This window comes from Streptomyces sp. NPDC005408 (genome assembly GCF_040606445.1).
GTDB lineage: Bacteria > Actinomycetota > Actinomycetes > Streptomycetales > Streptomycetaceae > Streptomyces.
On record NZ_JBEXEX010000003.1, the window covers coordinates 98,297 to 124,740 of the forward strand.

General features: G+C 70.2%; 21 protein-coding genes and 2 pseudogenes. 8 read left to right on the top strand and 15 right to left on the bottom strand.

Annotated features, from left to right (window positions below):
* Window positions 1-10: 10 nt before the first annotated feature.
* Window positions 11-760, top strand: a complete 750-nt coding sequence (locus tag ABZS64_RS04390) for a protein phosphatase 2C domain-containing protein (protein WP_355822960.1) — start codon at window positions 11-13, stop codon at window positions 758-760.
* 416 nt (window positions 761-1,176) lie between these two features.
* Entirely contained in the window at window positions 1,177-3,099 is a 1,923-nt protein-coding gene (locus tag ABZS64_RS04395) for a protein-arginine deiminase domain-containing protein (RefSeq protein WP_355822962.1), read from the top strand.
* A gap of 39 nt (window positions 3,100-3,138) precedes the next feature.
* Here the strand turns inward: ABZS64_RS04395 and ABZS64_RS04400 are convergent, their stop codons facing one another.
* The 6 genes and pseudogenes from ABZS64_RS04400 to htpX form a co-directional block, all read right to left on the bottom strand.
* Entirely contained in the window at window positions 3,139-5,562 is a 2,424-nt protein-coding gene (locus ABZS64_RS04400; RefSeq protein ID WP_355822964.1) for a SpoIIE family protein phosphatase, read from the bottom strand.
* 259 nt (window positions 5,563-5,821) lie between these two features.
* Window positions 5,822-6,037: pseudogene (locus tag ABZS64_RS04405) on the bottom strand (phytase); the annotation flags it as partial.
* A gap of 65 nt (window positions 6,038-6,102) precedes the next feature.
* Window positions 6,103-8,223: pseudogene (locus ABZS64_RS04410) on the bottom strand (hypothetical protein); the annotation flags it as partial.
* A 276-nt stretch (window positions 8,224-8,499) separates the two neighbouring features.
* Complete coding sequence (locus tag ABZS64_RS04415) at window positions 8,500-9,306, bottom strand: VOC family protein (protein ID WP_355822965.1); 807 nt, start codon at window positions 9,304-9,306, stop codon at window positions 8,500-8,502.
* Between the two features lie 82 nt (window positions 9,307-9,388).
* Window positions 9,389-9,991: a hypothetical protein gene (locus ABZS64_RS04420; RefSeq protein ID WP_355822967.1), complete on the bottom strand. Its 603-nt coding sequence runs from the start codon at window positions 9,989-9,991 to the stop codon at window positions 9,389-9,391.
* A 73-nt stretch (window positions 9,992-10,064) separates the two neighbouring features.
* Complete coding sequence (gene htpX / locus ABZS64_RS04425) at window positions 10,065-10,985, bottom strand: zinc metalloprotease HtpX (RefSeq protein WP_355822969.1); 921 nt, start codon at window positions 10,983-10,985, stop codon at window positions 10,065-10,067.
* A 159-nt stretch (window positions 10,986-11,144) separates the two neighbouring features.
* On the opposite strand from htpX, the gene ABZS64_RS04430 reads away from it, so the two are divergent.
* The 3 genes from ABZS64_RS04430 (at window position 11,145) to corA (ending at window position 15,091) form a co-directional block, all read left to right on the top strand.
* A complete protein-coding gene (locus tag ABZS64_RS04430) occupies window positions 11,145-11,498 on the top strand; it encodes a metalloregulator ArsR/SmtB family transcription factor (RefSeq protein ID WP_355822971.1) in 354 nt (117 codons plus the stop codon).
* 228 nt (window positions 11,499-11,726) lie between these two features.
* On the top strand, window positions 11,727-13,880 hold the full coding sequence (locus ABZS64_RS04435) for an NPCBM/NEW2 domain-containing protein (RefSeq protein WP_355822973.1): 2,154 nt from the start codon (window positions 11,727-11,729) through the stop codon (window positions 13,878-13,880).
* Between the two features lie 128 nt (window positions 13,881-14,008).
* The gene (corA, locus tag ABZS64_RS04440; protein ID WP_355822975.1) at window positions 14,009-15,091 is read left to right on the top strand and encodes a magnesium/cobalt transporter CorA; all 1,083 of its coding nucleotides are present in this window, start codon (window positions 14,009-14,011) and stop codon (window positions 15,089-15,091) included.
* A gap of 21 nt (window positions 15,092-15,112) precedes the next feature.
* On the opposite strand, the gene ABZS64_RS04445 is transcribed toward corA, so the two are convergent.
* Together ABZS64_RS04445 and ABZS64_RS04450 are read right to left on the bottom strand one after the other, a co-directional pair.
* Entirely contained in the window at window positions 15,113-15,529 is a 417-nt protein-coding gene (locus tag ABZS64_RS04445; RefSeq protein WP_355822977.1) for a TIGR03668 family PPOX class F420-dependent oxidoreductase, read from the bottom strand.
* Window positions 15,529-16,320 (bottom strand): HAD-IIA family hydrolase, encoded by a 792-nt coding sequence (locus ABZS64_RS04450; protein ID WP_355822979.1) that lies wholly within the window; start codon window positions 16,318-16,320, stop codon window positions 15,529-15,531. The genes ABZS64_RS04445 and ABZS64_RS04450 overlap by 1 nt, the downstream gene beginning before the upstream one ends.
* A gap of 70 nt (window positions 16,321-16,390) precedes the next feature.
* On the opposite strand from ABZS64_RS04450, the gene ABZS64_RS04455 reads away from it, so the two are divergent.
* Window positions 16,391-17,680, top strand: coding sequence for a phosphoribosyltransferase family protein (locus tag ABZS64_RS04455; protein ID WP_355822981.1), 1,290 nt, complete (start codon window positions 16,391-16,393; stop codon window positions 17,678-17,680).
* Between the two features lie 20 nt (window positions 17,681-17,700).
* Here the strand turns inward: ABZS64_RS04455 and ABZS64_RS04460 are convergent, their stop codons facing one another.
* Window positions 17,701-18,519 (bottom strand): MOSC N-terminal beta barrel domain-containing protein, encoded by an 819-nt coding sequence (locus ABZS64_RS04460; protein ID WP_355822983.1) that lies wholly within the window; start codon window positions 18,517-18,519, stop codon window positions 17,701-17,703.
* A gap of 115 nt (window positions 18,520-18,634) precedes the next feature.
* Here ABZS64_RS04460 and ABZS64_RS04465 point away from each other — a divergent pair, with 115 nt between their 5' ends.
* Window positions 18,635-20,881, top strand: coding sequence for an alpha-N-acetylglucosaminidase (locus ABZS64_RS04465; protein ID WP_355822985.1), 2,247 nt, complete (start codon window positions 18,635-18,637; stop codon window positions 20,879-20,881).
* On the opposite strand, the gene ABZS64_RS04470 is transcribed toward ABZS64_RS04465, so the two are convergent.
* The 5 genes from ABZS64_RS04470 to ABZS64_RS04490 all read right to left on the bottom strand — a co-directional run bounded on the left by ABZS64_RS04470 (window position 20,865) and on the right by ABZS64_RS04490 (window position 25,339).
* Window positions 20,865-21,539, bottom strand: a complete 675-nt coding sequence (locus tag ABZS64_RS04470; protein ID WP_355822987.1) for a class I SAM-dependent methyltransferase — start codon at window positions 21,537-21,539, stop codon at window positions 20,865-20,867. The genes ABZS64_RS04465 and ABZS64_RS04470 overlap by 17 nt on opposite strands.
* A 93-nt stretch (window positions 21,540-21,632) precedes the next feature.
* On the bottom strand, window positions 21,633-21,815 hold the full coding sequence (locus tag ABZS64_RS04475) for a hypothetical protein (protein ID WP_355822989.1): 183 nt from the start codon (window positions 21,813-21,815) through the stop codon (window positions 21,633-21,635).
* A gap of 91 nt (window positions 21,816-21,906) precedes the next feature.
* Complete coding sequence (locus ABZS64_RS04480) at window positions 21,907-22,449, bottom strand: PadR family transcriptional regulator (RefSeq protein ID WP_355822991.1); 543 nt, start codon at window positions 22,447-22,449, stop codon at window positions 21,907-21,909.
* A gap of 90 nt (window positions 22,450-22,539) precedes the next feature.
* Complete coding sequence (locus tag ABZS64_RS04485) at window positions 22,540-24,579, bottom strand: NADPH-dependent 2,4-dienoyl-CoA reductase (protein ID WP_355822993.1); 2,040 nt, start codon at window positions 24,577-24,579, stop codon at window positions 22,540-22,542.
* A gap of 610 nt (window positions 24,580-25,189) precedes the next feature.
* Window positions 25,190-25,339, bottom strand: a complete 150-nt coding sequence (locus ABZS64_RS04490; RefSeq protein WP_355822995.1) for a hypothetical protein — start codon at window positions 25,337-25,339, stop codon at window positions 25,190-25,192.
* A gap of 26 nt (window positions 25,340-25,365) precedes the next feature.
* Between ABZS64_RS04490 and ABZS64_RS04495 the strand changes: the two genes are divergently transcribed.
* Entirely contained in the window at window positions 25,366-26,148 is a 783-nt protein-coding gene (locus ABZS64_RS04495; RefSeq protein WP_355822997.1) for a hypothetical protein, read from the top strand.
* A gap of 35 nt (window positions 26,149-26,183) precedes the next feature.
* On the opposite strand, the gene ABZS64_RS04500 is transcribed toward ABZS64_RS04495, so the two are convergent.
* The gene (locus tag ABZS64_RS04500) at window positions 26,184-26,312 is read right to left on the bottom strand and encodes a DUF6126 family protein (protein ID WP_222123134.1); all 129 of its coding nucleotides are present in this window, start codon (window positions 26,310-26,312) and stop codon (window positions 26,184-26,186) included.
* Window positions 26,313-26,444 lie beyond the last annotated feature (132 nt).

Sequence of the window (26,444 nt, forward strand, 5' to 3'; positions counted from 1 at the left end):
GGACCGTCCAGTGCCGTTCATCGCCGTGACTGCCTTGAGCCACGTCGGGCTGATCCGCGAACACAACGAGGACAGTCTCGTCGTCGGACCGTGGACCCTGTGCGGCACCGTGACCGAGAATCCCCAGACCTTGGTGTTCCCGCTCGGCAACCCGCTTGTCGTCGCGGTCGCCGACGGGCTCGGCGGGCAGCCGGCCGGGGAGGTCGCCAGTGCGCTGGTCGCCCGTCAACTCGCCTCGTTCGGGCCCTCCTTGGGTGCCGAGGAGGCCCTCCGTGACGCGCTCGACGTGTGCAATGAGTCGGTGTACGCGGCCGCCGGCGGCCGGCCCGAACTGGCCACCATGGGGACCACGGTCGCGGGTGCCGTCGTGCTCGCGGAGTCTCTGCTGACGTTCAATGTCGGCGACAGCAAGGTGTACAGGGTGTACGACGCGGCTCAGGACGGGCTTCGCCAGGTCAGCGTGGACGACAGCCCGCCGCCGGCGCCGGGTCGGCGCACCACGTCGGCCGTCACACAGACGCTCGGCGGCAGACTGGAATTCAGCGCCGTCACGGCCCATGTGACGGCCTCCGCGCTGGCCACCGGCGATCGTTACCTGATCTGCACGGACGGACTGACCGACCCCTTGCCGGACGATGTGATCGAGGACCTGCTGCGGGTGCACGACGACGGCAGGGCGGCCTTCGAGCTGTGGAAGGCCGCGATCGAGGCCGGAGGCCCGGACAACATCACGCTCGCGCTCGTACGCATCGGCGAGTAGCACCCCGACCAGCCCCGGATCTTCCGGTCCGGGGCTTCACAGAGGCGGACCGCTCGGCTCAGGGCTGCTTGACGCAGGTGCCGACCACATAGCCGGTCACCCCGTGCCTGGTGACCTCGACCCAGCGCTTGCTGGTGATTCCGCACTTCGTGTACGACCCGCCGTAGTACATCTGGGTACATCTGGCAGGGTGACGGAGCACTCTCCCCCTTGTTGAGCTGGGCAAGTGCCGTGCCGCTGGTGCTCGTTCGGACACGTATCACCACGGTCTCGAGGGCCGTGGCCGTGCAACTGTCCGCCGCCGCGGCGGCGCCCGCCCGCGTGGTCACCCCCTAGATCCCGGCACCCACAGGCAACGGACCACTCACCCACGCCCTCTTCCGGCTCGGAATCCGAACCTCAGGAAGGGACGCACCGTGAGTACGAGCCGTACGAGACGGGCCGCGCTGGCCATCACCGCGATCGGGGCCGTACTGGCGCCCGTTGCACCGGCGTTCGCCGTCGAGCCGTCGTCACAGGTCGACCTTCGGGCGGATGTGAACCGGGACGGGCGGGTGGATGTCACCGGCGCCACCGACACCGACGGAGAGGACAGTTGGACCGCCGGGAGGGGCGCCGTCTTTCTGCCCAACATCGATGACGACAGCCAGCGTTGTGCGGTCAAGGGCCCCGGCGGCAAGCCGCTGCCGGACTCCAAGCTCGCCGCCTGCAACGACGCCGCCGACGCCAAGGTGAACGGCGCCGACGACGCGGCCGATCTGGCACGGGTGCGTTCCCTGCCGATGGCGAAGCTGCCCGCCACCGCCACGGGTGCGCTGAGGGTCGTCAACGGCGGCAAGAACACCCGGGTGTTCCTCAAGCGCTCCACCGGCTGGGCCCTGGTCACGGCCAGGACGAGGCTGTCCGCCGCCGAGCTCCGCTCCGGTGTGGAGCTCGGGGTCGAGAGCACCGACGTCATACGCGACAGCGCGGTCTGGGACGGCCGCGCCGTGATCCGGCTGACCGTGACCTCCGGCGGGAAGAGCACCTCGGACGACGTCACTCTGCGCGTCGCCCCGCTGCTCACCCACCACCACCTGCAGAACGCACAGCAGTTGATGGTCACCAAGGTGCCGGGGAAGGACGACTACGCGCGCAGGCAGCAGGCGTTCGTGAAGGGCCTCGCCGCCGCGGTCAGGTCGGCCGGGATCAACAAGCCCCTGGTCACCTTCGACAGGTACGAGGACGTCTGGGCACAGGACTTCGTCGAGCCCGGTTATGTGAGCATGGCCGGTCCGGGTGGGCGGCAGCAGGTGATGCGCGTGATGCTGCGGTCGGCGCAGGCGGACCGCGCTGCGGGCCGGGAGCTGTTCGAGAAGCTGCGCGGCAACGGCGTGGGAGTGGTGCAGGTTTCCGGGGTCCATGATTCGGAGGAGTGGACCCTCAACTCGATGGGGAACCTGGAGACCATCCCTCCGTACAGCCATGGCGGCCGTTCCTTCCCGGCCGGGCGCATCATCATGGGCGAGCGCAAGGACAACGGCTCGAAGCCCGCCAAGGCCATGCGTACGCTGCTGAAGTCCCAGGGCTTCCAGGACCCGCTGCTCCTGGACACCTCGTGGCTGCATGTGGGCCACGTGGACGAGTTCGTGCAGTTCCTGCCCGCCGACACCCCGCGTGGCTGGAAGATCGCGATCGCCGACCCCGAAGCCGGGCTGCGGCTGCTGCGCGAGGCGAAGACGGCCGGGCACGGGAAGACGCGGATGTTCTCGGTGCCGGGCAGCAAGGACATGCCCGCCCCGAAGGAGACCATCGACCAGGCGCTCGCCTCGAAGTGGCTGGTGGCCGACAACACCATGGCCGCGAAGCGGATCACAGCGAATCTGGAGCTGCTCGAGCGAGAGACGGGCGTGACCGACGCCGAGGTTGTGCGGGTGCCCGCCCTGTACACGCGCGGTACGGAGGGCGACGAACGGGGCGACCTCATGCCCCGGCTGACGCGGATGGGCGCCGGTGAGGCACCGGACGCGGTCACGGAGTACGGCCAGCAGAAGGAGCTCGCACAGCATCCCGACCGCGACGGCACCGCGGCCCCGGAAACCGTCATGACCAGCGCCTACGTCCCGGGGGCTGTCAACGGGATCGTGCTCGGCAGGAACCGCTACCTGGCTCCGCGGCAGTGGGGACCGGTCATCGGCCGCAAGGACATCTTCACGGCCGCCGTGACCGCCGCGTACACGGGCGCGGGCATGAAGGTGTCGTACCTCGACGACTGGTACACGTACCACCTCGGCCAGGGCGAGGTGCACTGCGGGACGAACACGCTGCGCGATGCCTCCGCCGCCTGGTGGAAGCCGTAGCAGCCGTAGCAACCCACGATGGGGACCGGACTCGTCCCGTCAGGGCTCATGCCGTGGCAGGACGAGTTCGGCCCACACCTGCTTGCCGCCGCTGAGCGGCACCGATCCGTACGCCGCCGACACCGCCTCGACCAGCATGATTCCGCGGCCGCCGGTCGCCTCCCAGTTCACATTCGACGGTTTGACGGGCGCGCGCGGCGACGCGTCGCTGACCGCCACCCGCATGCGCTCCCCGGCGAGAGTGAGGTCGAGCCGGACCTGGCCCTGGGTGTGGACCAGGGCATTGGTGACCAGTTCGGAGACGATCAGCAGGATCGCGTCGGTCTCGTCCGTCACCCCCCACGAGCGCAGGGTGCGGGAGGTGAAACGGCGTGCGTGCGCGACGGCGTCGGGCAGTCGCCACACGGCCCAGCCGGCCCGCAGCGGCCGCACCCCTATCCCGTCGTAGCGCAGGAGCAGCAGGGCCACGTCGTCATCGCGACGATTGGCGCCGCCGAGCAGTTCGTCGGCCATCCGCCCGGCGTCGGACGGGTCGGCGGTGGACAGTACGTCGCACACGCGGCGCATGCCGTCCTCCAGATGCAGGCTCGACGACTCGACCAGGCCGTCCGTGAGCAGGGCGAGAACCGTGCCGGGGGCCAGTGCGACCGTGGTCATCGGGAACTCCGCCTCCGCGAGCACGCCCAGCGGAGGCCCGCCCTCGATCGTCACCTCCTGGGTGTCGCCGTTCGGCGCACGCAGCAGGGGCGGCAGATGCCCCGCCCGTACGCACCAGGCGTCGCCCTCCTCCATGTCGATGGCGACATAGCAGCAGGTGGCGAAGAGGTCGGTCTCCATGCCGACGAGCAGGCGATTGGCGCGCGAGACGACCACGTCGGGCGGGTGGCCCTCCACCGCGTAGGCCCTGATGGCCGTACGCATCTGGCCCATGATCGTCGCGGCGCCCGCGTTGTGGCCCTGTACGTCCCCGACGACCAGGGCCACCTGGTTCTCGGAGAGCGGGATCACGTCGTACCAGTCGCCGCCCACCGCCAGTCCCACCGTCGCGGGCAGATAGCGGGCGACGGCCACCGCGCCGGACAGCCGCGGAAGCTTGCGGGGCAGCAGACTGCGCTGGAGCATCGTGGCCAGCTCGTGCTCGGCGTCGAGCGCACGGGCCCGTACCAGGGCCTGCCCGACCAGGCCCGCAGTCGCGGTGAGCAGGGACCGCTCCTCGGGGCCGAAGGCATGCGGCTCGTCCCATCCGACCAGGCACGTGCCGATCACCCGGCCCTCGGCCGGGAGCGGCAGGACGGCGAGACCGCCGGGGCCGACGCCCGCGAGATTCGGCTCCAGGGTCGAGCCCGCCGTCCACAGGCTCATACGGCCTTCGCGCAGCGCGGCCTCCAGCGTGGGCAGGGCGCGGGCGGGTGCGTCGGGCCACTCCGAGCGCCACTCCGAACGCCACAGCTCCGGCCAGGCATCGGGTTCCGGCGGGTCGAGGACCGTGACGACCAGCCGGTCGCCCTCAAGTTCGGCGAGGGCCACCCGATCGGCTTCCAGCGGGTCGCGCAGGGCGGCGACCACCGCCCGGCTGACGTCCCGTACGGTCATCGCCCCGGCCAGCGCGACGGACAGCCGCTGCACCCTGGAGACCTCGTCCGCACTGGGCCGCAGATGCGAGGCGTCGGCGACGACGCCGAGCACCCGCTCCGGCTTGCCGTCGCGCTCGGCAAGCCGCCGGGCCCGCAGGCGCAGCCAGCGCAGTTCACCGGTGGAGCGGCGGATGCGGAATTCGAGTTCGCGGCCGCCGGAGGTCATATGGCCCGGCTCGACGATGGACATGAGCGCGGGCAGGTCGTCGGGGACGGTGTGTTCGAGCAGCGTCTCCACGCGTCCGTCGAAGGCGTCCCGGGGGATGTCGACCAGGTCGAGTACCCGGGCGTCCGCGTCGATCTGCCCGGTGCTCAGAATCAGGGTGAACGAGCCGACCCAGAAGCGGTCCAGCGCGGGTCCCAGTACCGGCCGGGGGCCCGTACGGCCGATGCCGTGACTCGGTTCGCCGCCCGCTTCCAGCCAGGCGGTGACCTGGTCCGCGTAGAGCTCCAGGAAATTGCGCCGTTCGGCGTCGAAACCGTCCGGAACCTCGTCCACGACGACCAGGCAGCCCAGCGGACTGCCGTTCGCTCCGAGCGGCAGCGCGCCCAGCGAAACCGGGGCGGGCAGGGTCTCGGCAGGGCTTTCGCCGTACGAGGCGAGTCCCGCCGCGTTCAGCCACAGCGGGCGACCGGTCCGGAAGGCGTCCACGACAGGAGCGCGGCAGGACAGGGGGTAGCTGGGCGACAGCCCGTACAGGGCACCGGAGCCTCCGGCCGATTCCGCCAGCTGGAGGGTGTCGTGCTTCTTGCCCAGCACATAGACGGCGGCCAGCGCCGCCCCGCCGAAAACCTGGATCCGCTCTCTCACAGTCCGCAGCGCCCCCATGCTCGCGCTGTCGTCGGACGTCCCATGATCCCTCGCCTCCGACCGGCGCTGTCGGCCGCGCCGCGCTCGGAGGCGGCCCACCCACCTCGTCGCACGTCCTGGACCGGTCGGTTCCAGCCTAGGGAAGGCGAGCGCCGCGTGCGGGGTTCCGCGAGTGTTCACCAGTTCTGTACGTCCCGCTACCCCCATGGGCCGGTCCCGTCACAACGGCGGGACCGGCCGGTGCTCACTCGCCGACGAGACGCGGGCCGATCGTGGATCAGTCGTCGACGGCGTCCATCACATCGCCGAGATCCACGAACTTGAAGCCGGTGGCCTCCCGCCCGCCCTCGGCCGGGGTGTCGTGGCCGTCCTGGACGACGAGCAGGCCACGCGGGTACTTCCGGCCCAGCGGTGCGGCGAGGACGGCGGCTCCGTCGCACTCCTCGGAGCCGTCGAGGATCCGCGTGGCCGCGGCGACACGGAAGCCGCCCTCCTGCGGAAACGGGTCGGCCCCGCCTGATGTACGGCGGGGCCGACCCGTACTGCCGCTTGCCCGGTTCAGCGAGCGACCGCCACGGTCGGCTTGCTGATCGCGGCACCGCTGTAGTGACCGGTGCGGTTGGCCGTGACCTTCACGGTGATCTTCATGCCGCGCTGGGTGGACTTGAGGACCAGCGCGGACTTGGTGGCACCCACGATCGCCTTGCCGTTCGCGTACCACTGGTAGACGTACGTCTCCGGGGCCGGCGCCCACGTGCCGGGCGTGGCCGTGAGCGTGGCGCCGACTTGCGCGGTGCCGGTGATGCCCGGGGCAGCGCTGTTGTTCAGCACGGCCGCGGTGACGGTGAAACTGCCCTGCTGGTACTCCCACCCGTTGTTGGTGATGACACTGAGGCTCCAGGTGCCCACCGGAACTCCGGTCAGATCCAGGACGGCGGTCAAGGTCCTCCGGTCGGCAGACACCGAGGTGGTGGTGGACTCGACCTTCCTGCCGGACACGTAGAGCCGGACCTTGTCGTCCTTGTGCAGGACGGTGCCCGTGACGGTGACCGTGGCCTTGGTGCCGCTCGCAGCGGTGGTCGGGGTCACTGTGCCGACGCTCTTGCTCTCGGTGCCGCACGGGACGGATGTGCAGACGAGCTCGGTACTGAAAGAGGTCCCCGACGCCTTCTCGGGCAGGCCCACCACCAGGATGCTCGGGGAGACGGCCGTCGACGACGGCTCGCTCAGATAGCACTGGTAGCCGCTGCCCACGAACAGCGTGCAGTTGTTGTCCAGGCTTCTGTCGTACAGCGCGGGCACGGCGGTGGCGGTGCCCCCCGCCGTGTCGCTGATCTTGAGGTCGAAGCGGTCGTCGTACGCGGTGGGCAGTGCCGCGCACACGGCGGTGTTCTGCTCGTCCAGGGTACCGATGATCGGGCCGTACCCGTAACTGATGTTCGGGACCCTCGTGCACTCGGCGGCCGGGCCCTCGGCCGTGGCGATGCGCATGGAGTCGAAGCGGTAGGAGTCGGCGGCCCTCAGGTTCGTCGGGACGGTGACGAGGACCTGGTAGCTGGTGGAACCGCTCACCGCGCAGGACTTGTTGCGGTAACCGCAGACGACGTCGCCGTTCGCGGCGTACGCCAGGATGTTCGCGGTGCCCAGCAGGTCACGGACATTGAGGTGCAGGGTGTCCTCGGCATCCGTGGTGGTCACCCGGCGGCAGAGCAGTGCGCCCGGTGCGGCCGTCGCACCGCCTGTGGAGGGACCGCCCACCGCGCTCGCCGGAGTGTCCGTGCAGCCCTTCGCGGTCGCGGTGACGTCGCGGCGGGTCAGGGTGTAGGTGGCGGGGACGTCGCGTCCGGTGACCAGCACGGTGTGCGCGACGCCGGGGGCGAGGGCGCACGTGGTCCAGGTGGAGACGGACGGCCAGACGGAGCAGACCTGCTTTCCGTCCGCGTCCAGGACGGAGAATTGGGCGGTGGACGTGCCGGAGACCGCCTGGAGCTGGAGATTCTCCATCCCGCTGTGGTCGTCGGCCGGGATGCTCAGGCAGTGCGAGAAGACGCCGCTCCCCGTGCTGAACCGGGCGGAGGCGCTCACGCTGCTGAAGTCGCCCGCCGGGATGACCGGGCAGCCGCTCGAAGCATCCGTACGGTGCAGTGCGATGCGGTACGAGCCGGTCGGAGGATCGGTGTCGTCAGTGGAAACCAGGGCGCGGAACGGGGCCTTGCCGGTGAGCGCGCAGGTGCCTTCGGAGAGGGTGTCGTACGTGCACTGCTGCTCGCCGTCGGCGTCAACGACCACGACGGAGGGGCGCGGCTCGGGGCCGTTCAGAGCCTTCAGCGCGGCCATCCGGGCGCCTTCGGGCAGCGGCAGCGTCAGGCAGTCGACTTCGCCGGCCGCAGCGAACGCCCCCTGGTGGGCGCCGAGTTCGACGTGCTCGCAACCGGCACTCGAGGCGCGGTCGAGGACAAGGGTCGGGCCGTCCGTGAGCAGGGTGTAGTCACCGGCGGCGGGGACGGTGCACGGGGACTGCCACTGCTCGCAGACGGTCTTTCCGGCGCGGTCGTACACGGCGAGCACGGTCCGCCCACCGCGCGCCTCGTACACGGTGTAGCGTCCGGCGGCCGGTGCGGTGAAGATCTTGCAGCCGGTGGCCGGGTCCACAGGGGTCGTCGTCGCGAGATTCCTCGCGGCGGCCGTGCTCAGACTCTGCTGCTTCTGCTCCTCTTCCACCGCGTTCGCCGCCGTGGGCGCACTTGGTCGACCGACATCGGAATACCTCTCGTCTCTGCCACTGCCCGGCCGGCCGACCGGGCGGTCACTATCCGTAGCAGAAATGAGAGGTATTCGTCACTTTCGGTAACTGATGCTCGGTGGAGGGATGGAAGCAACCCGCGTCAGCACGCGCCCCCTGAAGTACCTCCCGTACGCCCCCGCGAGAGGCACAGCGGCAGACATTGCGACCGCTCAGGTCACGTCCGTGGTCTTGGGCATCTCACCCTCGGTCGTGTTGATGTCGATCACCGAGAACGACGCACCCTGCGGATCACTCAGCGCCGCGAACCGGCCGAACGGGCTGCCCATCGGCCCGAACCGCAGCACCCCGCCGCCTTTCGTCGCTCTCTCCACTGCCGCGTCGCAGTCCTCGACGGTGAAGTACACGTTCAGATACGGAGGCACCTCGGGCGGGAACTCCTCCGTCATCTTCATCCGCCCCAGGACCGTCTCGTCGCCGAGGTTGAAGAGTTTGAAGTCCAGGTCGGGCATCGACTCGTCCTCGATGCGCTGCACCTTGTACGGGAAGACGGCGGGGAAGAAGGCGTCCGCCTTCTCTGGCTCGCGGGTGAAGACCTCGCCCCAGACATACGCGCCGGGTACGGCCTTCGCCTCGAAGCCCTCGTGGGCACCCGCCTGCCACACCCCGAAGGTGACACCGCTCGGGTCCTGGGCCAGGAGCATCGAACCGAAGTCGCCGACCTGCATCGGCTCCATCAGCACCGTGCCCCCGTTGTCACGGATCTTGCCCGCCGTGGCGGCGGCGTCCGGCGACGCGAGATACAGACACCACGCCGACTGGCCTTCCTGGCCGGGCATCGGCGGGACGACGGCCGCCACCGCCTTGCCGTCGGCGTACGCCTGTGTGTAGTTGCCGTACTCCGACGACGCCTCACCGAAGGTCCAGCCCAGCACATCTCCGTAGAAGCTCTTGGCGCCCTCGACATCGCTGAACATCGCATCGGCCCAGCACGGCGTGCCCTCTGGTTGCGCGGCCATGGCTCTGACTCTCTTCTGCTCGACGATTGGTCCCCGTTTGTCACGCTAGCCAGTCCGGACCCAACCCGCGCGCCGAACGCCCTCAGGTCCCTGTACCCCTGAGGCCGGGCGCACCCCACACCGGGAACCAGCGGGCCAGATCCGTCTCGATGCGGAGGTCGTCCGTGAGCAGCGCCCTGGTCTGGATCTCCAGGGTGTTGTCGCGTTTCTCGGGTGTGCCGGGCAGCGGCGCGAAGGGGTAGAAGGTGCCGCGCTTGTAGAGATAGACGAGCGCCAGCGCGCGATCACCCGCCGCCTCGTGGAAGGCCATCAGGGAGCAGAGAAGCTGGGGGCCGAATCCCGCTTCCTGGAGCAGCGTGTTGACCGCGTGGAGATCGTTGACGAGCGAGGCCGTGTCGTCGGCTGGGTGGCGGGCGAGGAGCCAGGTGTAGCCGTACGCGTCCTGGCTGAACTCGACCGGGATGCCGCCGCGACCGGTGTCGGCGTCGAGCAACTCCCGTACGTCCTCCTGGAGTTGCGCGAAGGCGCCGCCCTCCACGCTGGCGAAGCAGACCGAGCCGATGCCGGTGGGGATGAACCCCGCGCCCGCCTGGAGCGTGATCGCGGCGGCGGGCAGGGCGAAGAGCTGGTCGAGGTCGGGGCGTACGGGCTTGCTGCGGCCGAGGATGGTGTCGAGGAGTCCCACGAAGTACCTCAGTTCGTCGTCGGTCGTCGTCGGTCGTCGTCGGTCGTCTGTCGTCGTCGGCCGGTTCGCGCGTTTACGGACGGGCCAGCTGTGCCGAGATCTTGGCCAGTTGGTCCAGGCGCTGCTCCAGCGTCGGGTGCGAGGAGAACAGGCGCGCCAGGCTCTCCTTCGAGGAGAACGCCGGCGCGAACCAGAAGGCGTTGTACGGCTCCGCCTTGCGCAGATCCTCCGTCGGGATCCTGGCCATCTCGCCGGTCACCTTGGTGAGCGCGGACGCGAGCGCCGAGGGGCGGCCGGTGAGCAGCGCTGCGGCACGGTCGGCGGACAGTTCGCGGTAGCGGGAGAGCACTCGGGTCAGCAGGAAGCTGATCGCGTAGACGACGGCGCTGACCACGGGTATCAGGATCATGGCGATGGCAGTGTTGGGGTCGCGGCCGCTGTCCGCCCGGCTGAAGCCGCCCCAGAGTGCGATACGGGTCATGACGCCCGCGAGCACACCGAGGAACGACGCGATCGTCATCACCGCGACATCGCGATGGGCGACATGCGAGAGCTCGTGCGCGAGGACCCCTTCCAGTTCCTCCGGCTCCAGGCGGCGCAGCAGACCGGTGGTGGCGCAGACCAGGGCGGTCTTCTCGTTGCGGCCGGTGGCGAAGGCGTTCGGCACATCACTCTGGGCGATCGCGACGCGCGGCTTGGGCATGTCGGCGAGCGCGCAGATACGGTCGACGGCGCCGTGCAGTTCTGGCGCCTGCTCGGGGGTGACCTCACGGGCGCCCATGCTGAAGGCCGCTATCCGGTCGCTGAACCAGAACTGCGCGATGAACACAGCCCCCGCGATCAGCAGGATGATCGGCCACGAGCTTCGCAGGATCGCCAGCAGCGTGCCCACGAAGACGACATAGAGCAGCCCGATCAGGAACATCGTCGTCACCATGCGGGTGGTGAGTCCCTGATCCGGGGCGTAGCGCGAAAGAGGCCGGTTCGCTGGCATCTGATCACCCTCCGGACGGAGCTGTTTCTCGTTCCCCCCACATCGATTGTGCTCCTTTCACACATACTTCCGGCATAAGTTCAGCAGCAGCCTCAGGACCCGGCGGAACCGGCCGATCCGGCTCGCTCACATTGGTTCGACATGTGTCAACATAGATGCATGTCGAATGCGAAGGTGCTGCCCCTGCTGGAGCCCGATGCCGTGCCCTGCTGCCCGCCGCTGACCGAACGCCCCCTCACGGCGGAGGAGGCGGTACGCACCGCCGCCATGTTCAAAGCCCTGGGCGACCCCGTCCGGCTGCGGCTCTTCTCGGCGGTCGCCTCGCACGACGGCGGCGAGGCCTGCGTCTGCGACATCTCCGACGTCGGCGTCTCCCAGCCGACCGTCAGCCACCACCTGAAGAAGCTCAAGGACGCAGGCCTGCTCAGCTCGGAACGCCGCGGCACCTGGGTCTACTACCGCGTCGAGCCGTCCGTACTGGCCGCGATGGGCCACATCCTGGGCCGCGGCTAGGCCGAGGCGCCCATACACATCACGTCCGGCGCAGCAGCCACCGGTCGAGATACCGGACGAGCCCTGCCAGGTGCCTGCGCGCGCCCGCGAGGCGTGACGCCGGCGGCGTGAGCCCCGCGGGACGTGGCGCGCAATCTCTTGACATGTTCCTGGCTCGACGCTGAGATGTGGTGACTTTCGTTCGCCCCCGTTTGTTTGTGCGCCATTGACCCCCCACTGGAGCCGCACATGCACACCGAACGACACACCACACCCACCTTCAGACAGCGCCTGGCCGCCGTCGCCGCCGCGCTCGCACTCCTCACCAGCGGGGCCGCGGCCGCGACGCTCGCCACCGTCACCGCCCAGGTCGCCGCCGCACCCCCGGCCGCGGCCGTCGACAACGGCCTCGCCCTGGCGCCCCAGATGGGCTTCAACAACTGGAACTCCACCCACTGCCGGGCCGAGTTCAACGAGGCGATGGTCAAGGGTGTCGCCGACGCCTTCGTCTCGCAGGGGCTCAAGGCCGCCGGATACACATACGTCAACATCGACGACTGCTGGGCCCTGCCCAACCGCAACGCCTCGGGCAATCTCGTCCCCGACCCGGTCCGCTTCCCCAATGGGATCAAGGCAGTTGCCGACTATGTGCACTCCAAGGGGCTCAAATTCGGGATCTACTCCAGCGCCGGGACCAAGACCTGTGACGTGCAGGGATTTCCCGGTGGGCTCGGGCACGAGCAGCAGGATGCCAACCTGTGGGCCTCCTGGGGCGTGGACTACCTGAAGTACGACAACTGCAACAACACCGGCGCCGACGCCCAGCAGCGCTACAAAGCGATGGGCGACGCGCTCAGGGCCACCGGGCGGCCCATCCTCTACAGCATCTGCGAGTGGGGCGAGAACCAGCCCTGGAACTGGGCGGCGGGCGTCGGCAATTCATGGCGTACGACCGGGGACATCAGCGACTCGTGGTCCAGCATGATCGGCATCGCGCACCAGAACCAGGGACTGGCTCCCTACGCCAAGCCCGGGGCCTGGAACGACCCGGACATGCTCGAGGTCGGCAACGGCGGAATGACCGACACTGAGTACCGCACCCACTTCAGTCTCTGGGCGCAGATGGCCGCGCCGCTGCTCATCGGCAGTGATCTGCGCAGCGCCTCAGCCGCGACCCTCGCGATCCTGAAGAACACCGATGTCATCGCCGTCGACCAGGACAGCCTGGGCAAGCAGGGCACGGTCGTGTCCGGCTCCGGTGGTCTTGTGGTGATGTCCAAACCGCTGGCGGACGGCAGCCGTTCGGTGACGCTGACGAACGAGACGACCTCGGCGAAGACGATCTCGACGACCGTCGAGGCGGTCGGGATCGGCGGCGCTTCCTCGTATGCGCTGAAGGACCTCTGGTCCAAGCAGACGAGCACCACCACGGGTGCCATCAGCGCGTCGGTGCCCGCCCACGGCACCGTGATGTACCGGGTGACCCCGGGCGCCCCCGTACCCCCGCCGGCCGGGGTCAACCAGCTCGGCGATCTGCCGTGGACATCGGCGATCAACGGCTGGGGACCGGTCGAGCGCGACCGCAGCAACGGCGAACAGGCCGCGGCCGACGGCAGGACCCTCACCATCGGCGGCACGACCTACGCCAAGGGCCTCGGCACACACGCGGCGAGCGACCTCACCTACCAACTGGGCGGCACCTGCCGGTCGTTGAGCGTCGACGTCGGCGTGGACGACGAGTCCACGGCGGGCGGCTCCGTCGTCTTCCGTATCTACCGTGACACCGTCCTCGTCGTCGACAGCGGGCTGCGGACGGCAAGCGATCCGCCCAAGCGGCTGAGCGCCGACCTCACCGGCGGTACGAAACTGAGGCTGGTCGTCACCGACGGCGGGGACGGCATCAACTACGACCACGCCGACTGGGCGGACGCCAAGCTCGTCTGCGGCAACGGCCCCGCCTCCGGTACGCACGCGCTCAGCAACCTCAGCTGGACCTCGGCCACGAACGGCTGGGGACCGGTGGAACGCGACCTCAGCAACGGCGAGAAGGCCGCAGCCGACGGCAGGACCCTCACCATTGGCGGCACGACCTACGCCAAGGGCCTCGGCACGCACTCGAGTTCCACGATCACGTACTACATCGGCGGCAGCTGCTCGACGCTCACCACCGGCATCGGTGTCGACGACGAGGCGGGCGGTACGAACGGCTCCGTCGTCTTCCAGATCTACCGGGACGGCACGAAGGTCGCGGACAGCGGCCGCGTCACCGGGGCCGACGCGGCCAGGCAGCTGACCGCGGATCTCACCGGCGGCCTGGAGGTCAGGCTGGTCGTCACGGACAGCGGCGACGGCGTCACCTACGACCACGCGGACTGGGGGGCGCCCACCCTGAGCTGCGGCTGATGGTGCCGGCTCGGCCTCGGTCGGGGTGGACGGGACAGCCCGTCCACCCCGACCAGCTCTCAGGGACCTGCGGCCCGGCCGCCGATGGCACACTGGCGGACGACTGTCCGAAGGAGCCCGCTGTGCCGATGATCCGCAATCTCCGCCGTGCGGTGCGCCGTGCCTACCGCAGGACGGTGGACCTGAGCCACCCGTCCCGCTCTCCGCTGGGCAGCACGGTCGTCAACTGCGTGATCTACGAGGACGGCGTACGGCAGCCCGACACCTCCCCGGTCGACGAGGCCCTGCGCCGGGTCCGCAAGACGGGCAGGGGCTTCGTCTGGCTCGGGCTGCATGAGCCTTCCGCGACGGAGTTCGCCGGTATCGCCGATCTGTTCGGCCTGCACCCGCTGGCCGTCGAGGACGCGGTGCAGGCACACCAGCGGCCCAAGGTGGAGCGGTACGAGGACACGCTTTTCGCCGTCTTCAAGACCTGCCGCTACGTCGAGCACGAAGAGCTCACCGCGACCAGCGAGGTGGTGGACACCGGCGAGCTCATGGTCTTCACCGGTTCCGACTTCGTGATCACGGTCCGGCACGGCAGGCACGGTTCACTCGGCCCGCTGAGGGAGGCCCTGGAGGCCGGCCCCGACCAGCTGGCCAAGGGCCCCGCCGTCGTACTGCACGCGATCGCCGACCATGTGGTGGACGACTACCTCACCGTGGCGGACGCCGTGCAGAACGACATCGACGCCGTCGAAACCGCCGTCTTCAGCGAACATGCGGGCCGCGGCGACGCGGGCCGTATCTACCAGCTCAAGCGCGAACTGCTGGAACTCAAGCGCGCGGTGGTCCCGCTGGACCGCCCGCTGCATGCCCTGGCCACCCAGCAGCTGCCGCCCATCGGCACGGACATACAGCCCTACTTCCGTGACGTCGCCGACCATCTGGCCCGCGTCACCGAGCAGATCGCATCGTTCGACGCCCTGCTCGACTCGATCCTCCAGGCCCACCTCGCGCAGGTGACCGTCGCCCAGAACGAGGACATGCGCAAGATCACGGCATGGGCGGCGATCGTCGCCGTACCGACGATGGTCTGCGGCGTCTACGGCATGAACTTCGAGCACATGCCGGAGCTGCGCTGGACATACGGATACCCGCTCATCGTCGGCGTCATGGCCGTGGCCTGCTTCGTCCTCCACCGCAGCTTCCGCCGCAACGGCTGGCTCTGAGCGCCGCATTGTCCCCGGCCGTCAGGTGGCGGCCCAGCCGGACCAGCGACTCACCGTGATCACCACGACCGGCCCCTGCGGTGGCTGCTCGCGGTACTGCACGTACTTGGCCTGCAGCAGCTCAATGACGCGGGACCGCCGCTCAGCACTCCCGACCAGCTCGGCATGTCCGTCGGCCCGCACCCACCAGAGCCGGGACCAGTCGTCGTCGTAGTGATCGACGATCGCCGACACTTGATCGTTCTCACGGATATTGCGCAGCCGCCGGAGATCCCATGTGCTCTTGGGCTTGTGGTCGATCGCGCAGCACACCAGGTCGCCGTCCACGGCGAAGTTGAACGGCACCAGATGGGGTGCGCCGGAGCTCGCGACGGTCGCCAGCCGGGCGACCGGTGCCGCCGCGAACCGCTGCCGTGCGTCGTCGGGAGCGAGCTTCATCAGCCCGCCCCTTCCAGCAGCCCGGGCAGGTCGGCGAAGGAGTCGAGGACATGGTCCGGGGCGCCCGACGCCGAGGCGTGGGTTTCCGGCAGGTACTTGCCGGTCCTGACCAGGACGCCGGTGATGCCGCTGCGCTGCGCCGCCAGGACGTCCGACTCGATGTCGTCGCCCACCATCAGGGCTTCGGACGCCGTGACACCGAGATGTGCCAGGGCCGTGGCGAAGAACGCATCCGCGGGCTTGCCGGTGACCTCCGCCTCGACGCGGGCGGCTCGTTCCAGGCCGAGGAGGAAGGCGCCGGTGTCGAGGTCGAGGCCTTCCGAGGTGCGCCAGTAGAGGTTGCGGTGCATGGCGATCAGCGGGACGCCACGCTGGAGTTCACGGAAGGCGCGGTTGAGGGAGGCGTAGGTGAATTCGTCGCCCGCACCGCCGAAGACGACCACGTCGGGGGTGGTCTCGTCCGTCTCGGCGACGAGGGTCACGCCGTCGAGATCGTCCCGGACGTCGCCGCTGTTGAGGAAAAGGCAGCGGGCACCCGGATAGCGGTCGCGGAGATAGGCGGCGGTGACGGCGGGGGCCGTGAGGATGTCGTCGACGCCGACCGGGAAGCCCGCCGAGGCCAGTTTCACGGCGATGGCGGCGCGGGTGCGTGAGGTGTTGTTGGTGACCAGCGCCAGCGGGAGGCCGGCGGCGCGCAGGCGTTCCATGGCCTCCACGGTGCCGGGCAGTGGCTTCCAGGACACGGTGAGTACGCCGTCGATGTCGATCAGGGCGGCTCCGATGCGTTCCATACGAGGGACCGTATCGCCGCCTTGTAAAATAGCCACAAAAGGGGCACTACATGGGTGGAAGTGAACCACCGTGCTCTTCACCGACCGCACCGACGCAGGACGACAGCTGGCCGGAGCGCTACGGCACGTACAGGGGGAAGATCCCGTCGTTCTCGGCCTGCCGCGGGGCGGAGTGCCGGTGGCCTTCGAGGTGGCGCGGGCGCTGGGGGCGCCGCTCGATGTGATCGTCGTCCGCAAGCTCGGGGTTCCGTACCACCGGGAGCTCGGCTTCGGGGCCATCGGCGAGGGCGGGGTGCGGGTCATCAGCGACAACATCGTCCGTCTCAGCCGGGCCGGGCGGGACGAGCTCGCTTCGGTCGAGCGTGCCGAGGAGGCGGAGCTCGCACGGCAGGCGAAGCGCTTCCGGGCCGAGCGGCCGCGGGTCCCGCTCGAAGGCCGGACGGTGATCATCGTGGACGACGGGATCGCGACCGGCGCCACGGCCGCGGCGGCATGCCAGGTCGTACGTGCGCAGGGCGCGGGCCGCGTGGTGCTGGCCGTGCCGGTCGCGCCGCCGGACGCCGTCGAGTGGCTGCGGGCCGAGTCGGACGAGGTGGTGTGCCTGTCCACGCCGCGCGCCTTCCGCGCCGTCGGCGAGTGGTACGTGGACTTCTCGCAGACTCCGGACGAGGAGGTCGCCTCGCTGCTCGCGCGAGCGTCTGCGCACGCGTCTGCGGCCGCTCCCGTGCGCGAGGTGGACGTGGACGCGGGAGGGGTCCGGCTCGCCGGGAATCTCACCCTGCCGGAAGGCGCCGGGGCGGTCGTCATGTTCGCTCACGGCTCCGGCAGCAGCCGCCACAGCCCCCGCAACCGCTTCGTCGCCACCGCCCTGAACCGGGCGGGCCTGGGCACTCTGCTCTTCGATCTGCTCACCTCGGCCGAGGAAGCCGACCGGGCGAACGTCTTCGACATCGAGACCCTGGCCCGGCGGCTGGCGGACGCGACGCGCTGGCTGCGGGGCCGCGGGTCCCTTGCGATCGGTTACTTCGGGGCGAGCACCGGAGCCGCGGCGGCGCTGCGTGCGGCCGCGACCTCAGACATGGACATCGGGGCCGTGGTCTCCCGCGGCGGGCGTCCCGACCTGGCCGGTCCGTCCCTCGGCGACGTACGCGCACCCACGCTCCTCATCGTCGGCGGCCACGACTCCCTGGTCCTCGACCTCAACCGGCAGGCCCAGAGGCAACTGCACTGCGAGAACCGACTGGAGATCGTCCCGGGTGCCACGCATCTCTTCGAGGAGCCGGGCGCCCTGGACCAGGTCGCCGAACTCGCCCGGGACTGGTTCACCTCGCACTTGGCGGCGCAGAGCGTGGCGGGATGACGAGTCGCGGCAGCCCCGCCTCAGCCGTCCCACGCGCTGACGATCACGGCGTCGCCGACCGCCAGCTTGCCCGTCCGTACGACCGAGAACTTCGAGCCGAACGCCACACCGCCCTCCGCAGCCCGCCGATAGCGCGCGAGCGTCCGCAGGGGCTCCGGGCCCGCCTTCCCACCGCTGCTCTGGTCGACCAGAGTGACCGCACAGCGGATCGCGAGCTTCGCGTAACCCAGCTCGGCATTGCCGATGCCGATACGGCGGGCCCGGTCCTCCCCATGCGGCTCGTCCCAGCCGTCGACGACGATGTTCGGCCGGAATCGGGTCATCGGCAGCGGACTCGCGCCCGACTCCGCGATCCGCCGGTTCAGCGCCTCGAGGGAGGAGACCGACAGGATGTGCACCGGGCTGCTGTCGGCATAACCGGAGGTTCCGGGCGTCAACCCGTCCGTCACGCGGGCGTGTTCGGGCGGAACGCGGACGAGCCTGCTCGGCGTACCCAGTACGTCCGAGAGCCAGTCGGCGACCGGCCCGCCCTGGTCGATGCCCTCGTACGCCGTACCGAACAGCTCGACGCCGACTCTCGCCGACGTGCGATCGACGTCGATACGGATGGCGTCAACGTCCGGTGCGTGGAACGTGAGTTGCCCGCCGTCGGCCGTGATCTCGGGACGGATGACCGCCAGTCGTGGATCCCGCCGCTGGCTGCGGAACACCCCGTTCTCGCCGACCACCATGAAGCTGCGGTCATGGGCGAGACCCGCCCGGGTCATCAGGGCTTCTGTCAGCGGAATGCCTGCGCATCCCTTGATGGGATAGGACGTCAGTTCCACCACTCGGGGCACGGCGTCAGACTACCTCTCGCCAGATCCGCTCAGTCGTGGTCGAGTACGGACGGCTGAACGTTCCGTCGACAGCAAGGCATCCGTCGATCCGCCGATCCTCATGGAGTCGATCCGCATGGACCGTCGCACCTTCGTCACCGCCGTCGCTGCCCTCACGGCTGCCGCCACAACTCCCGCTGCCGCAACTCCCGCCGCTGCAGCCCGCCTTGGCCCCGACGCCCGGGCCGCCCGCCGGCTGCTGCCCGACCACTTCGGGCAGATCACTTTCGCCGCGCTACCGGCCGCGGCCGGCGGGGCCGACGCCTTCCGGGTGTCCGGATCCGCCGGGCGGATCCGAGTCGAAGGCACCGGGCCGGCCGTGCGGCTGACCGGGCTGAACCGGTATCTCAGGCAGGTCGCCCACGCCGGCATCAGCTGGGCGGGACAGCAGCTCGGCAGCCTGCCGAGGAAGCTGCCCGCCGTACCGGAGCCGCTCGGCAGCACCGCCAATGTGCCGCACCGGTTCGCGTTCAACGACACCAACGACGGCTACTCCGGCGCGTACAACGGCTGGGACTACTGGGAGCGCGAGATCGACGTGCTCGCGCTGCACGGCTACAACGAAATACTCGTGTACCTGGGCGCGGATGCCGTGTACCACCGGCTGTTCCAGGAGTTCGGCTACACGGACGCGGAGCTCCGCGCCTGGATACCCGGACCCGCGCACCAGCCCTGGTGGCTGCTGCAGAACATGTCGTCCTTCGGCGGTCCGGTCTCCCCGCAGCTGCTGGACCGGCGCGTCGCGCTCGCGCGGAAGATCGTCGGGCGGCTGCGGGAGCTCGGCATGACGCCGGTCTTCCCCGGCTACTTCGGCACCGTGCCGCCGGGCTTCGCCGAGCGCAACGCGGGCGCGCACACCGTCCCGCAGGGCGACTGGGTCGGCTTCGCCCGGCCGGACTGGCTCGATCCGCGCGGCGAGCACTTCCGCCGGGTCGCCGCCGCGTACTACCGCATCCACGCCGAGCTGTTCGGGCACGGGACGATGTACAAGATGGATCTGCTGCACGAGGGCGGAAACCCGGGCGACGTCCCGGTGGCGGAAGCCGTCCGGGGCGTGCAGGGGGCCCTGCTCACCGCCCGCCCCGGCGCCGTCTGGGTCGTCCTGGGCTGGCAGAGCAACCCGAGGAAGGCCCTGCTGGAGGCCGCCGACCGCAGCAAGGTCCTGATCGTGGACGGGGTCTGCGACCGCTTCCCGGACATCACCGACCGGGAGTCCGACTTCCTGGGCACGCCCTACGCCTTCGGCTCCATCTGGAACTTCGGCGGCCACACCGGCATCGGCGCCAACACTCCTGACTGGGCACGCCTCTACCACTCCTGGCTGACCAGGAACGGCAGCGCGCTCAAGGGCATCGCGCTGATGCCCGAGGGAGCCGACAACAATCCGGCCGCGCTGGCGCTCTTCTCGGAGCTCGCCTGGACCGACACCGCTCCCGACCTGGAGGAGTGGTTCGCCGCGTACGCCGTCTCGCGGTACGGAGGCGAGGACCCCAAAGCGGCCGAAGCCTGGGACATCCTGCGCCGCACGGCGTACGGCACGACGCGCGCCGACTCCTGGAGCGAGCCGGCGGACTCGCTGTTCGCCGCCCGCCCGAGCCTGTCGGCGACGAGTGCCGCGAGCTGGTCGCCGGACCGCATCCGCTACGACGCCACGGTGTTCGCGGACGCGCTCGGCTCGCTGCTCGCCGTCGCACCGGCGCTGCGCGGCAGTTCCGCCTACGCCAACGACCTGCTGGACGTCGCGCGCCAGTGCCTGTCCAACAAAAGCCGGGCGCTGCTCCCCCGGATCAAGGCGGCGTACGAGGCCCGGGACCGGGACCGGTTCGACGCGCTCGCCCGGGTGTGGCTGGAGCGGATGGACCTGCTGGAGCGGCTGCTGGCCACCGACAGGCGTCATCTGCTGGGGCGTTGGGCCGCGGACGCGAGAGCGTGGGGCGCGGACGCGGCCGAGCGCGAACAACTGGAGTACGACGCCCTGTCTCTGCTCACGGTGTGGGGTCCCCGGTCCGGCGCGGACGACGGAGGGCTGCGCGACTACGCGAACCGTGAGTGGGCCGGGCTGGTCGGCGGGCTCTACCGACTGCGCTGGAAGATGTACTTCGACGAGCTCTCCGCGGCCCTCGCAGCCGACCGCGAGCCGAAGGTCGTCGACTGGTTCGCGCTGGAGGACGGCTGGCTGCGCGACCACGGCCCGCTCGCCACCGAACCAGCAGGGTCGACGTACGCGCTCGCCCGCCGGATCAGGGACACACTCGCCACCGGCGCGACCCGGCCCGTCCCGGACCCGGGCACCTCTAACCCCGGTGTCAGACCTGGGCTATGAGCGCGTACCGCTCGTCCGTCACCGGGCGTCCCCACAACTCCGGCTCGTCGCTGAGCGGTTCGATGCGCACCGTGCCTGCGAGCGGCCGCACCGCGGCCGCCAGTGCCTCCGCACCGATGCCGCCGTGCCACGGCAGGGCTTCGGCCCCGGCCACATACGGCACGCCCGTCTGGCCCGCCTCGCGCCAGCGGCCCTCGATCAGGACCAGCAGACCACCCGGGCGCAGGCGGGTGACCCATTCGCGCAGGGCCGCCTCGGGGTCGGGCAGGGTCCACAGCAGGTGGCGGGAGAGGAGGACGTCGTAGCGCTCGTCGCCCGTCGGCGGCAGCGCCGCGTCGCCGACCAGAAAACGGGCCGCGAAGCCGGCCGCGGCAAGCTTCGCGCGGGCCTGGTCGATCATGCGGGGCGCCAGGTCGACGCCGGTGACACGGTGGCCGGACTCGGCGAGCAGCAGGGACAGGGAACCGGTGCCGCAGCCGACGTCGAGGACATCGAGCGCCTCGAGCCCGTCCGCCGGGCCGGACGGAACCCACGAACGCAGGCGCCGGGCCCATGCCGTGCGCGTCTCGTCGGCGCGCAGTCCGTGGTCCGGCTCGTCGTCGAATACGGGCGCGGCGGCGTTCCAGTAGTCGCTGATCGAAGCGGTCGTTTCCGTCACGCCTCCAATCGTGCCGGTCGGCACTGACAATGACGGCAGTTGTGCTAGGGCCTGTCCGGTCGATCGAGCCCGGCAAGATCCGAACGACAGGCCCTAGGTCACCGCGATGAACAGGGCCAATGTCAGTACGGCGACACCGCAGCCGTACAGGGCGAGCGTCACCGAGCGCGCCTCGGCGGACGGGTCGTTGTTGCCGGCGCGGCAGAGGCCGCGGGCAGAGGTCACAATCAGAGCCAGAGCTGCCGCGGAGAACACGGCGAACAAGGAATCGATCACCCGGCGACAGTCTCACGGGTCTTCAGCTGCCGCATGCCGGGATGGTCCGTCCGTATGAGCCCTGTGAGCTGTATGAGCCGTGTGCGCGCGCTCAGGCCTCGCGCATACGGAAGCCCGCCAGCGCCTCCGTCAGCCACTTCGTCCAGAACGTCTCCAGCTCGATCCCGCCCCGCAGCACCATGTGCCGCAGCCTGTCCTGCTCAGTCGACTGGCGCTCCGGCGGGAAGTCGCGTGCCTCGATCGCCGTGTACTGCGCCAACTGCCGCCGGTGCAGGGCGAGATGGCGCTCCAGTTCGGCCTCAAGACCCGCGCTGCCGACCACGCCCGCAGCCCGCAGCCGCAGCAGCAGCGGGTCCCTGACCGGCTTGGGGTCCTCGGACCTGGCGACCCACGCGGTCAGCTCCTCGCGGCCCGCGGGCAGGACTTCGTACTCCTTCTTCTGCCCACGGGTCGGCTGCGCGGACGGCAGGGCCCGGATCTGGCCCGCCTGCTCCAGTTTCCCCAGCTCACGGTAGATCTGCTGGTGCGTGGCCGACCAGAAGTAGCCGATCGACCTGTCGAAGCGGCGGGTCAGCTCAAGGCCCGACGACGGCTTTTCGAGCAGGGCCGTGAGGATCGCGTGCGGGAGGGACATGGCCCGATCCTAGGGAGTGTCTTCAAAGTAGCGTCGTCCGCCCGATCGCCGGGCAGACGGGACTTTGAAGACACGACCTAGGGAGGGCCACTACAGCGCCGCCGCCAGCCGTGTTCCCTGGTCGATCGCCCGCTTCGCGTCCAGCTCTGCCGCCACGTCCGCGCCGCCGATCAGATGCACGGACCGGCCCGCGGCGCTCAGCTCCTCGTACAGCCCGCGCTGCGGATCCTGTCCTGCGCACAGCACGACGGTGTCGACGGGCAGCACGGTGGTCGTGCCGTCGACGCTGACGTGCAGGCCCTCGTCGTCGATCCGCTCGTAGGTCGCCCCGGCCGTCATCGTCACCCCGCGGTGCTTGAGCTCCGTACGGTGGATCCAGCCCGTCGTCTTGCCCAGACCCGCGCCGACCTTGCTGGTCTTGCGCTGGAGGAGGTGGACGGACCGCGGCGGCTTCGCGCGCTCGGGTGCGGTCAGCCCGCCCGGCGCGCTGTAGTCGGTGTCGACGCCCCACTGCCGGAAGTACGTCCCGGCGTCCAGGCTCGCACCCTCGCCGCCGTCGGTCAGGAACTCCGCGACGTCGAAGCCGATACCGCCCGCGCCGATGACAGCGACCCGCTCGCCGACGTGCGCTCCGTCGCGCAGGACGTCGAGGTAGCTGACGACGCTCGGGTGGTCGACGCCCTCGATCTCGGGGGTCCTGGGGGTGACCCCGGTGGCGACCACGATCTCGTCGTACGCGGCCGCCGCGAGGTCGTCGGCCGTCGCGCGGACGCCGAGGCGGACCTCGACTCCTTGCAGTTCGAGCTGCGTACGGAAGTAGCGCAGCGTCTCGTTGAACTCCTCCTTGCCCGGGATCCGCTTGGCGACGTTCAGCTGGCCGCCGATCTCGTCCGCCGCGTCGAAGAGCGTGACCTCGTGTCCGCGCTCGGCCGCCGAGACCGCGCAGGCGAGCCCGGCGGGACCCGCGCCGATCACGGCGACGCGCTTGCGCAGCCGGGTCGGGGAGAGAACCAGCTCGGTCTCGTGGCAGGCGCGCGGGTTGACCAGGCAGGAAGTGATCTTCCCGCTGAAGGTGTGGTCCAGGCAGGCCTGGTTGCAGCCGATGCAGGTGTTGATGGTCTCCGCGCGGTCCGCCTGCGCCTTGGCGACGAACTCGGGGTCGGCGAGGAAGGGACGGGCCAGCGACACCATGTCCGCGCGCCCCTCGGCGAGCAACTGCTCGGCGACTTCGGGGGTGTTGATGCGGTTGCTGGTCACCAGTGGGACGGAGACGGATCCCATGAGCTTCTTCGTGACCCAGGTGTACGCGCCGCGCGGCACCGAGGTCGCGATCGTGGGGATACGCGCCTCGTGCCAGCCGATCCCGGTGTTGATGATCGTCGCTCCGGCCGCCTCGATCTCCTTGGCGAGCGTGATCACTTCTTCGAGCGAGGAGCCGCCGGGGACGAGATCGAGCATGGAGAGGCGGTAGATGAGGATGAAGTCGGGGCCGACGCGCTCACGGGTGCGGCGGACGATCTCCAGGGGGAGCCGGATCCGGTTCTCGTACGAGCCGCCCCAGCGGTCGGTGCGGTGGTTGGTCGCACTGGCGATGAACTCATTGATGAAGTAACCCTCGGAGCCCATGATCTCGACGCCGTCGTACCCGGCGGACTGCGCGAGCCGGGCCGCCCGTACGTAGTCCTCGATGGTCTCATCGACCTCGGCGTCGGTCAGGGCGCGGGGGACGAACGGGCTGATGGGGGCCTGGATCGCGCTCGGCGCGACGAGGTCCGCGTGGTACGCGTACCGGCCGAAGTGCAGGATCTGCATCGCGATCCTGCCGCCCTCCGCGTGCACGGCGTCGGTGACGGTCCGGTGCTGCTGCGCCTCGGCCTCGGTGGTGAGCTTGGCGCCGCCCTCGTACGGTCGGCCGCGGTCGTTGGGCGCGATGCCGCCGGTGACGATGAGGCCGACGCCGCCGCGGGCCCGGGCCGCGTAGAAGGCGGCCATCCGCTCGAAGCCGCGCTCGGCCTCTTCGAGGCCGACGTGCATGGAGCCCATGAGCACCCGGTTGGGCAGGGTGGTGAACCCGAGGTCGAGAGGGCTCAGCAAATGCGGATACGGGCTCGTGCTCGGGGTCCGGCTCATCGGGGGCGCCTCCTCGCGCAGGGGTCGACAGTCCCTTTTTAGCGGCGCCACCATGATTATGCAACAAGGTGCAAAAGAGCCCCGGCGTGATCTGCGCTACTCCGTCCCGACAGTCCGACAAGTGTGCTGATAAGCCGTACGGGTGATGTTGGTCGTCCGGACCTGCGCAGCGCCCATAACGTGCCGCTGTGGCGGGATGGAAGCGGTTGAGCGGCGCACTGGGCATCGTGGCGATTGTCGGCTCGCAGGGGATCGGCGGGGTCGCGTATGCGGCCGATGGGACGGAGCCGGTCCACGAGCGGGTTCACGCGTGGGTTCACGGCGAGAGCTGCACGCCGACACCTGCACCGACACCCGCGCCGTCGCCGACACCGTCGCCGACACCGGATCCGACGCCCGCGCAGCCTGTGCCTGTGCCGCCGGATCCGGCACCGCCCGGCACTCCGGCGCCCCCTGTGCCTGCGCCTGTCAAGCCGCCTCCCGAGCCCGAGGCTGCACCTCCCGCGCGGGAGGCCCCGGAGCCCGCCCCGCCCACGGCACCCGCGGCGGCTCCCGCTCCGGCCCCCGAGGCGAGGCCCGCGCCGCGGCCGCGCGTCCACGCCGTACGCAACTACCGCCGGGCGATCAGCAGACCGACCGCCGCCGGGACCCCGATGACGGTCCTGATGCTGGTGACGACCATCCCGGCGGTCCTGGCGGCCGCGATCCTGCGCCCCCGCTCACGGTCCGCCGCCTCCGGGCGCGGCCGCTCCTGAATCACCTGCTCCCGAACCACGGAGAACTGTCATGTCGGAATGGCTGGTCCTGGTCCTCGCGATGGCCGTCGCCTGTGCCGTCGTCCTCGTCATCGTGCTGCTCAGGCAGCACCGGCTGAGCAGGGCCGGAGCGACGGAGGAGGACGGCAGCGAGACTCCCGACGTCCTCGAATACATGACGATGATGGTCGGCGTCGTGTACGCGATCGTGCTCGGTCTGGCGATCGCGGGCGTGTGGGAGGCGCGGAGCGCCGCGCAGGACGATGTACGGCGCGAGGCGCAGGCCCTGCACGAGGTGACCCAGCGGGCCCAGGTATACCCGGCCGACGTCCGGGAGAAGCTGCGTACGGACATCGACCGGTACGTCTCCCATGTCGTTCAGCAGGAGTGGCCGAAGATGGTCAACCACAACGAACTGCCCGACCGGGGTGGGGAGTTGCTCGCCGCGGTCCGCATGGACATCGCGTCGAGGCCGCCCGCGGGCGAGCTGGAGGCGCAGGCGTACCAGCCGCTGCTCGACCAGATCGCGATCGCGGACGACGCGAGAAACGCCCGCGCCGAGAACGCCGGGGAGACGCTGCCGGGTGTGGTGTGGTTCGGCCTGATCACCGGGGCGCTGGTGACGATCGGCCTGATCTTCACGCTCCAGATCGGCCGCACTCCGAGGGAACTGCTGCTGGCGGGCCTCTTCAGCGCGCTGATCGCGTTCCTGCTGTTCCTGGTCTGGGACTTCGACGCCCCGTTCGGCCGCTCGGGCACGTCCTCGGCGGACGCCTTTCGCCAGCTGTTCGCAACGGCTGCGGGCCCGAGCTGAGAATCATCGCGGGTCTGGGGTGGGGGCCCGCGCCCCTACTTCTGCGCGTGCTCCCCCACGTAAAACAGCAGGTACACGAACCCGGCGAACAAATGCGTCGCGAAGATGTAGACGAAGACCCGCAGCGCGACCCCCCGCTCCTTCCAGCTCTCGCTCTCGCTCACCCGTCGCTCCTCGCTCAGCACGTAACGGCGTCATCGCCTCATCGCGTCATCGTTCCCTCGCTCCAGAGTACGGGCGGCGGAATAGAAGCCCGGTCCCTCCCGTTCCAGGTAGCGGTTTAAGATTCAACCAAC

What these genes read in the sequence shown, in the direction of transcription:
- ABZS64_RS04435 (WP_355822973.1), top strand. Translation starts at nt 11,727, where the DNA reads ATGCACACCGAACGACACACCACACCCACCTTCAGACAGCGCCTGGCC.
- ABZS64_RS04450 (WP_355822979.1), bottom strand. Translation starts at nt 16,320, where the DNA reads ATGGAACGCATCGGAGCCGCCCTGATCGACATCGACGGCGTACTCACC.
- ABZS64_RS04485 (WP_355822993.1), bottom strand. Translation starts at nt 24,579, where the DNA reads ATGAGCCGGACCCCGAGCACGAGCCCGTATCCGCATTTGCTGAGCCCT.
- ABZS64_RS04415 (WP_355822965.1), bottom strand. Translation starts at nt 9,306, where the DNA reads ATGGCCGCGCAACCAGAGGGCACGCCGTGCTGGGCCGATGCGATGTTC.
- ABZS64_RS04465 (WP_355822985.1), top strand. Translation starts at nt 18,635, where the DNA reads ATGGACCGTCGCACCTTCGTCACCGCCGTCGCTGCCCTCACGGCTGCC.
- ABZS64_RS04400 (WP_355822964.1), bottom strand. Translation starts at nt 5,562, where the DNA reads ATGGGGGCGCTGCGGACTGTGAGAGAGCGGATCCAGGTTTTCGGCGGG.
- ABZS64_RS04495 (WP_355822997.1), top strand. Translation starts at nt 25,366, where the DNA reads ATGTCGGAATGGCTGGTCCTGGTCCTCGCGATGGCCGTCGCCTGTGCC.
- corA (WP_355822975.1), top strand. Translation starts at nt 14,009, where the DNA reads ATGATCCGCAATCTCCGCCGTGCGGTGCGCCGTGCCTACCGCAGGACG.
- ABZS64_RS04445 (WP_355822977.1), bottom strand. Translation starts at nt 15,529, where the DNA reads ATGAAGCTCGCTCCCGACGACGCACGGCAGCGGTTCGCGGCGGCACCG.
- ABZS64_RS04430 (WP_355822971.1), top strand. Translation starts at nt 11,145, where the DNA reads ATGTCGAATGCGAAGGTGCTGCCCCTGCTGGAGCCCGATGCCGTGCCC.
- ABZS64_RS04480 (WP_355822991.1), bottom strand. Translation starts at nt 22,449, where the DNA reads ATGTCCCTCCCGCACGCGATCCTCACGGCCCTGCTCGAAAAGCCGTCG.
- htpX (WP_355822969.1), bottom strand. Translation starts at nt 10,985, where the DNA reads ATGCCAGCGAACCGGCCTCTTTCGCGCTACGCCCCGGATCAGGGACTC.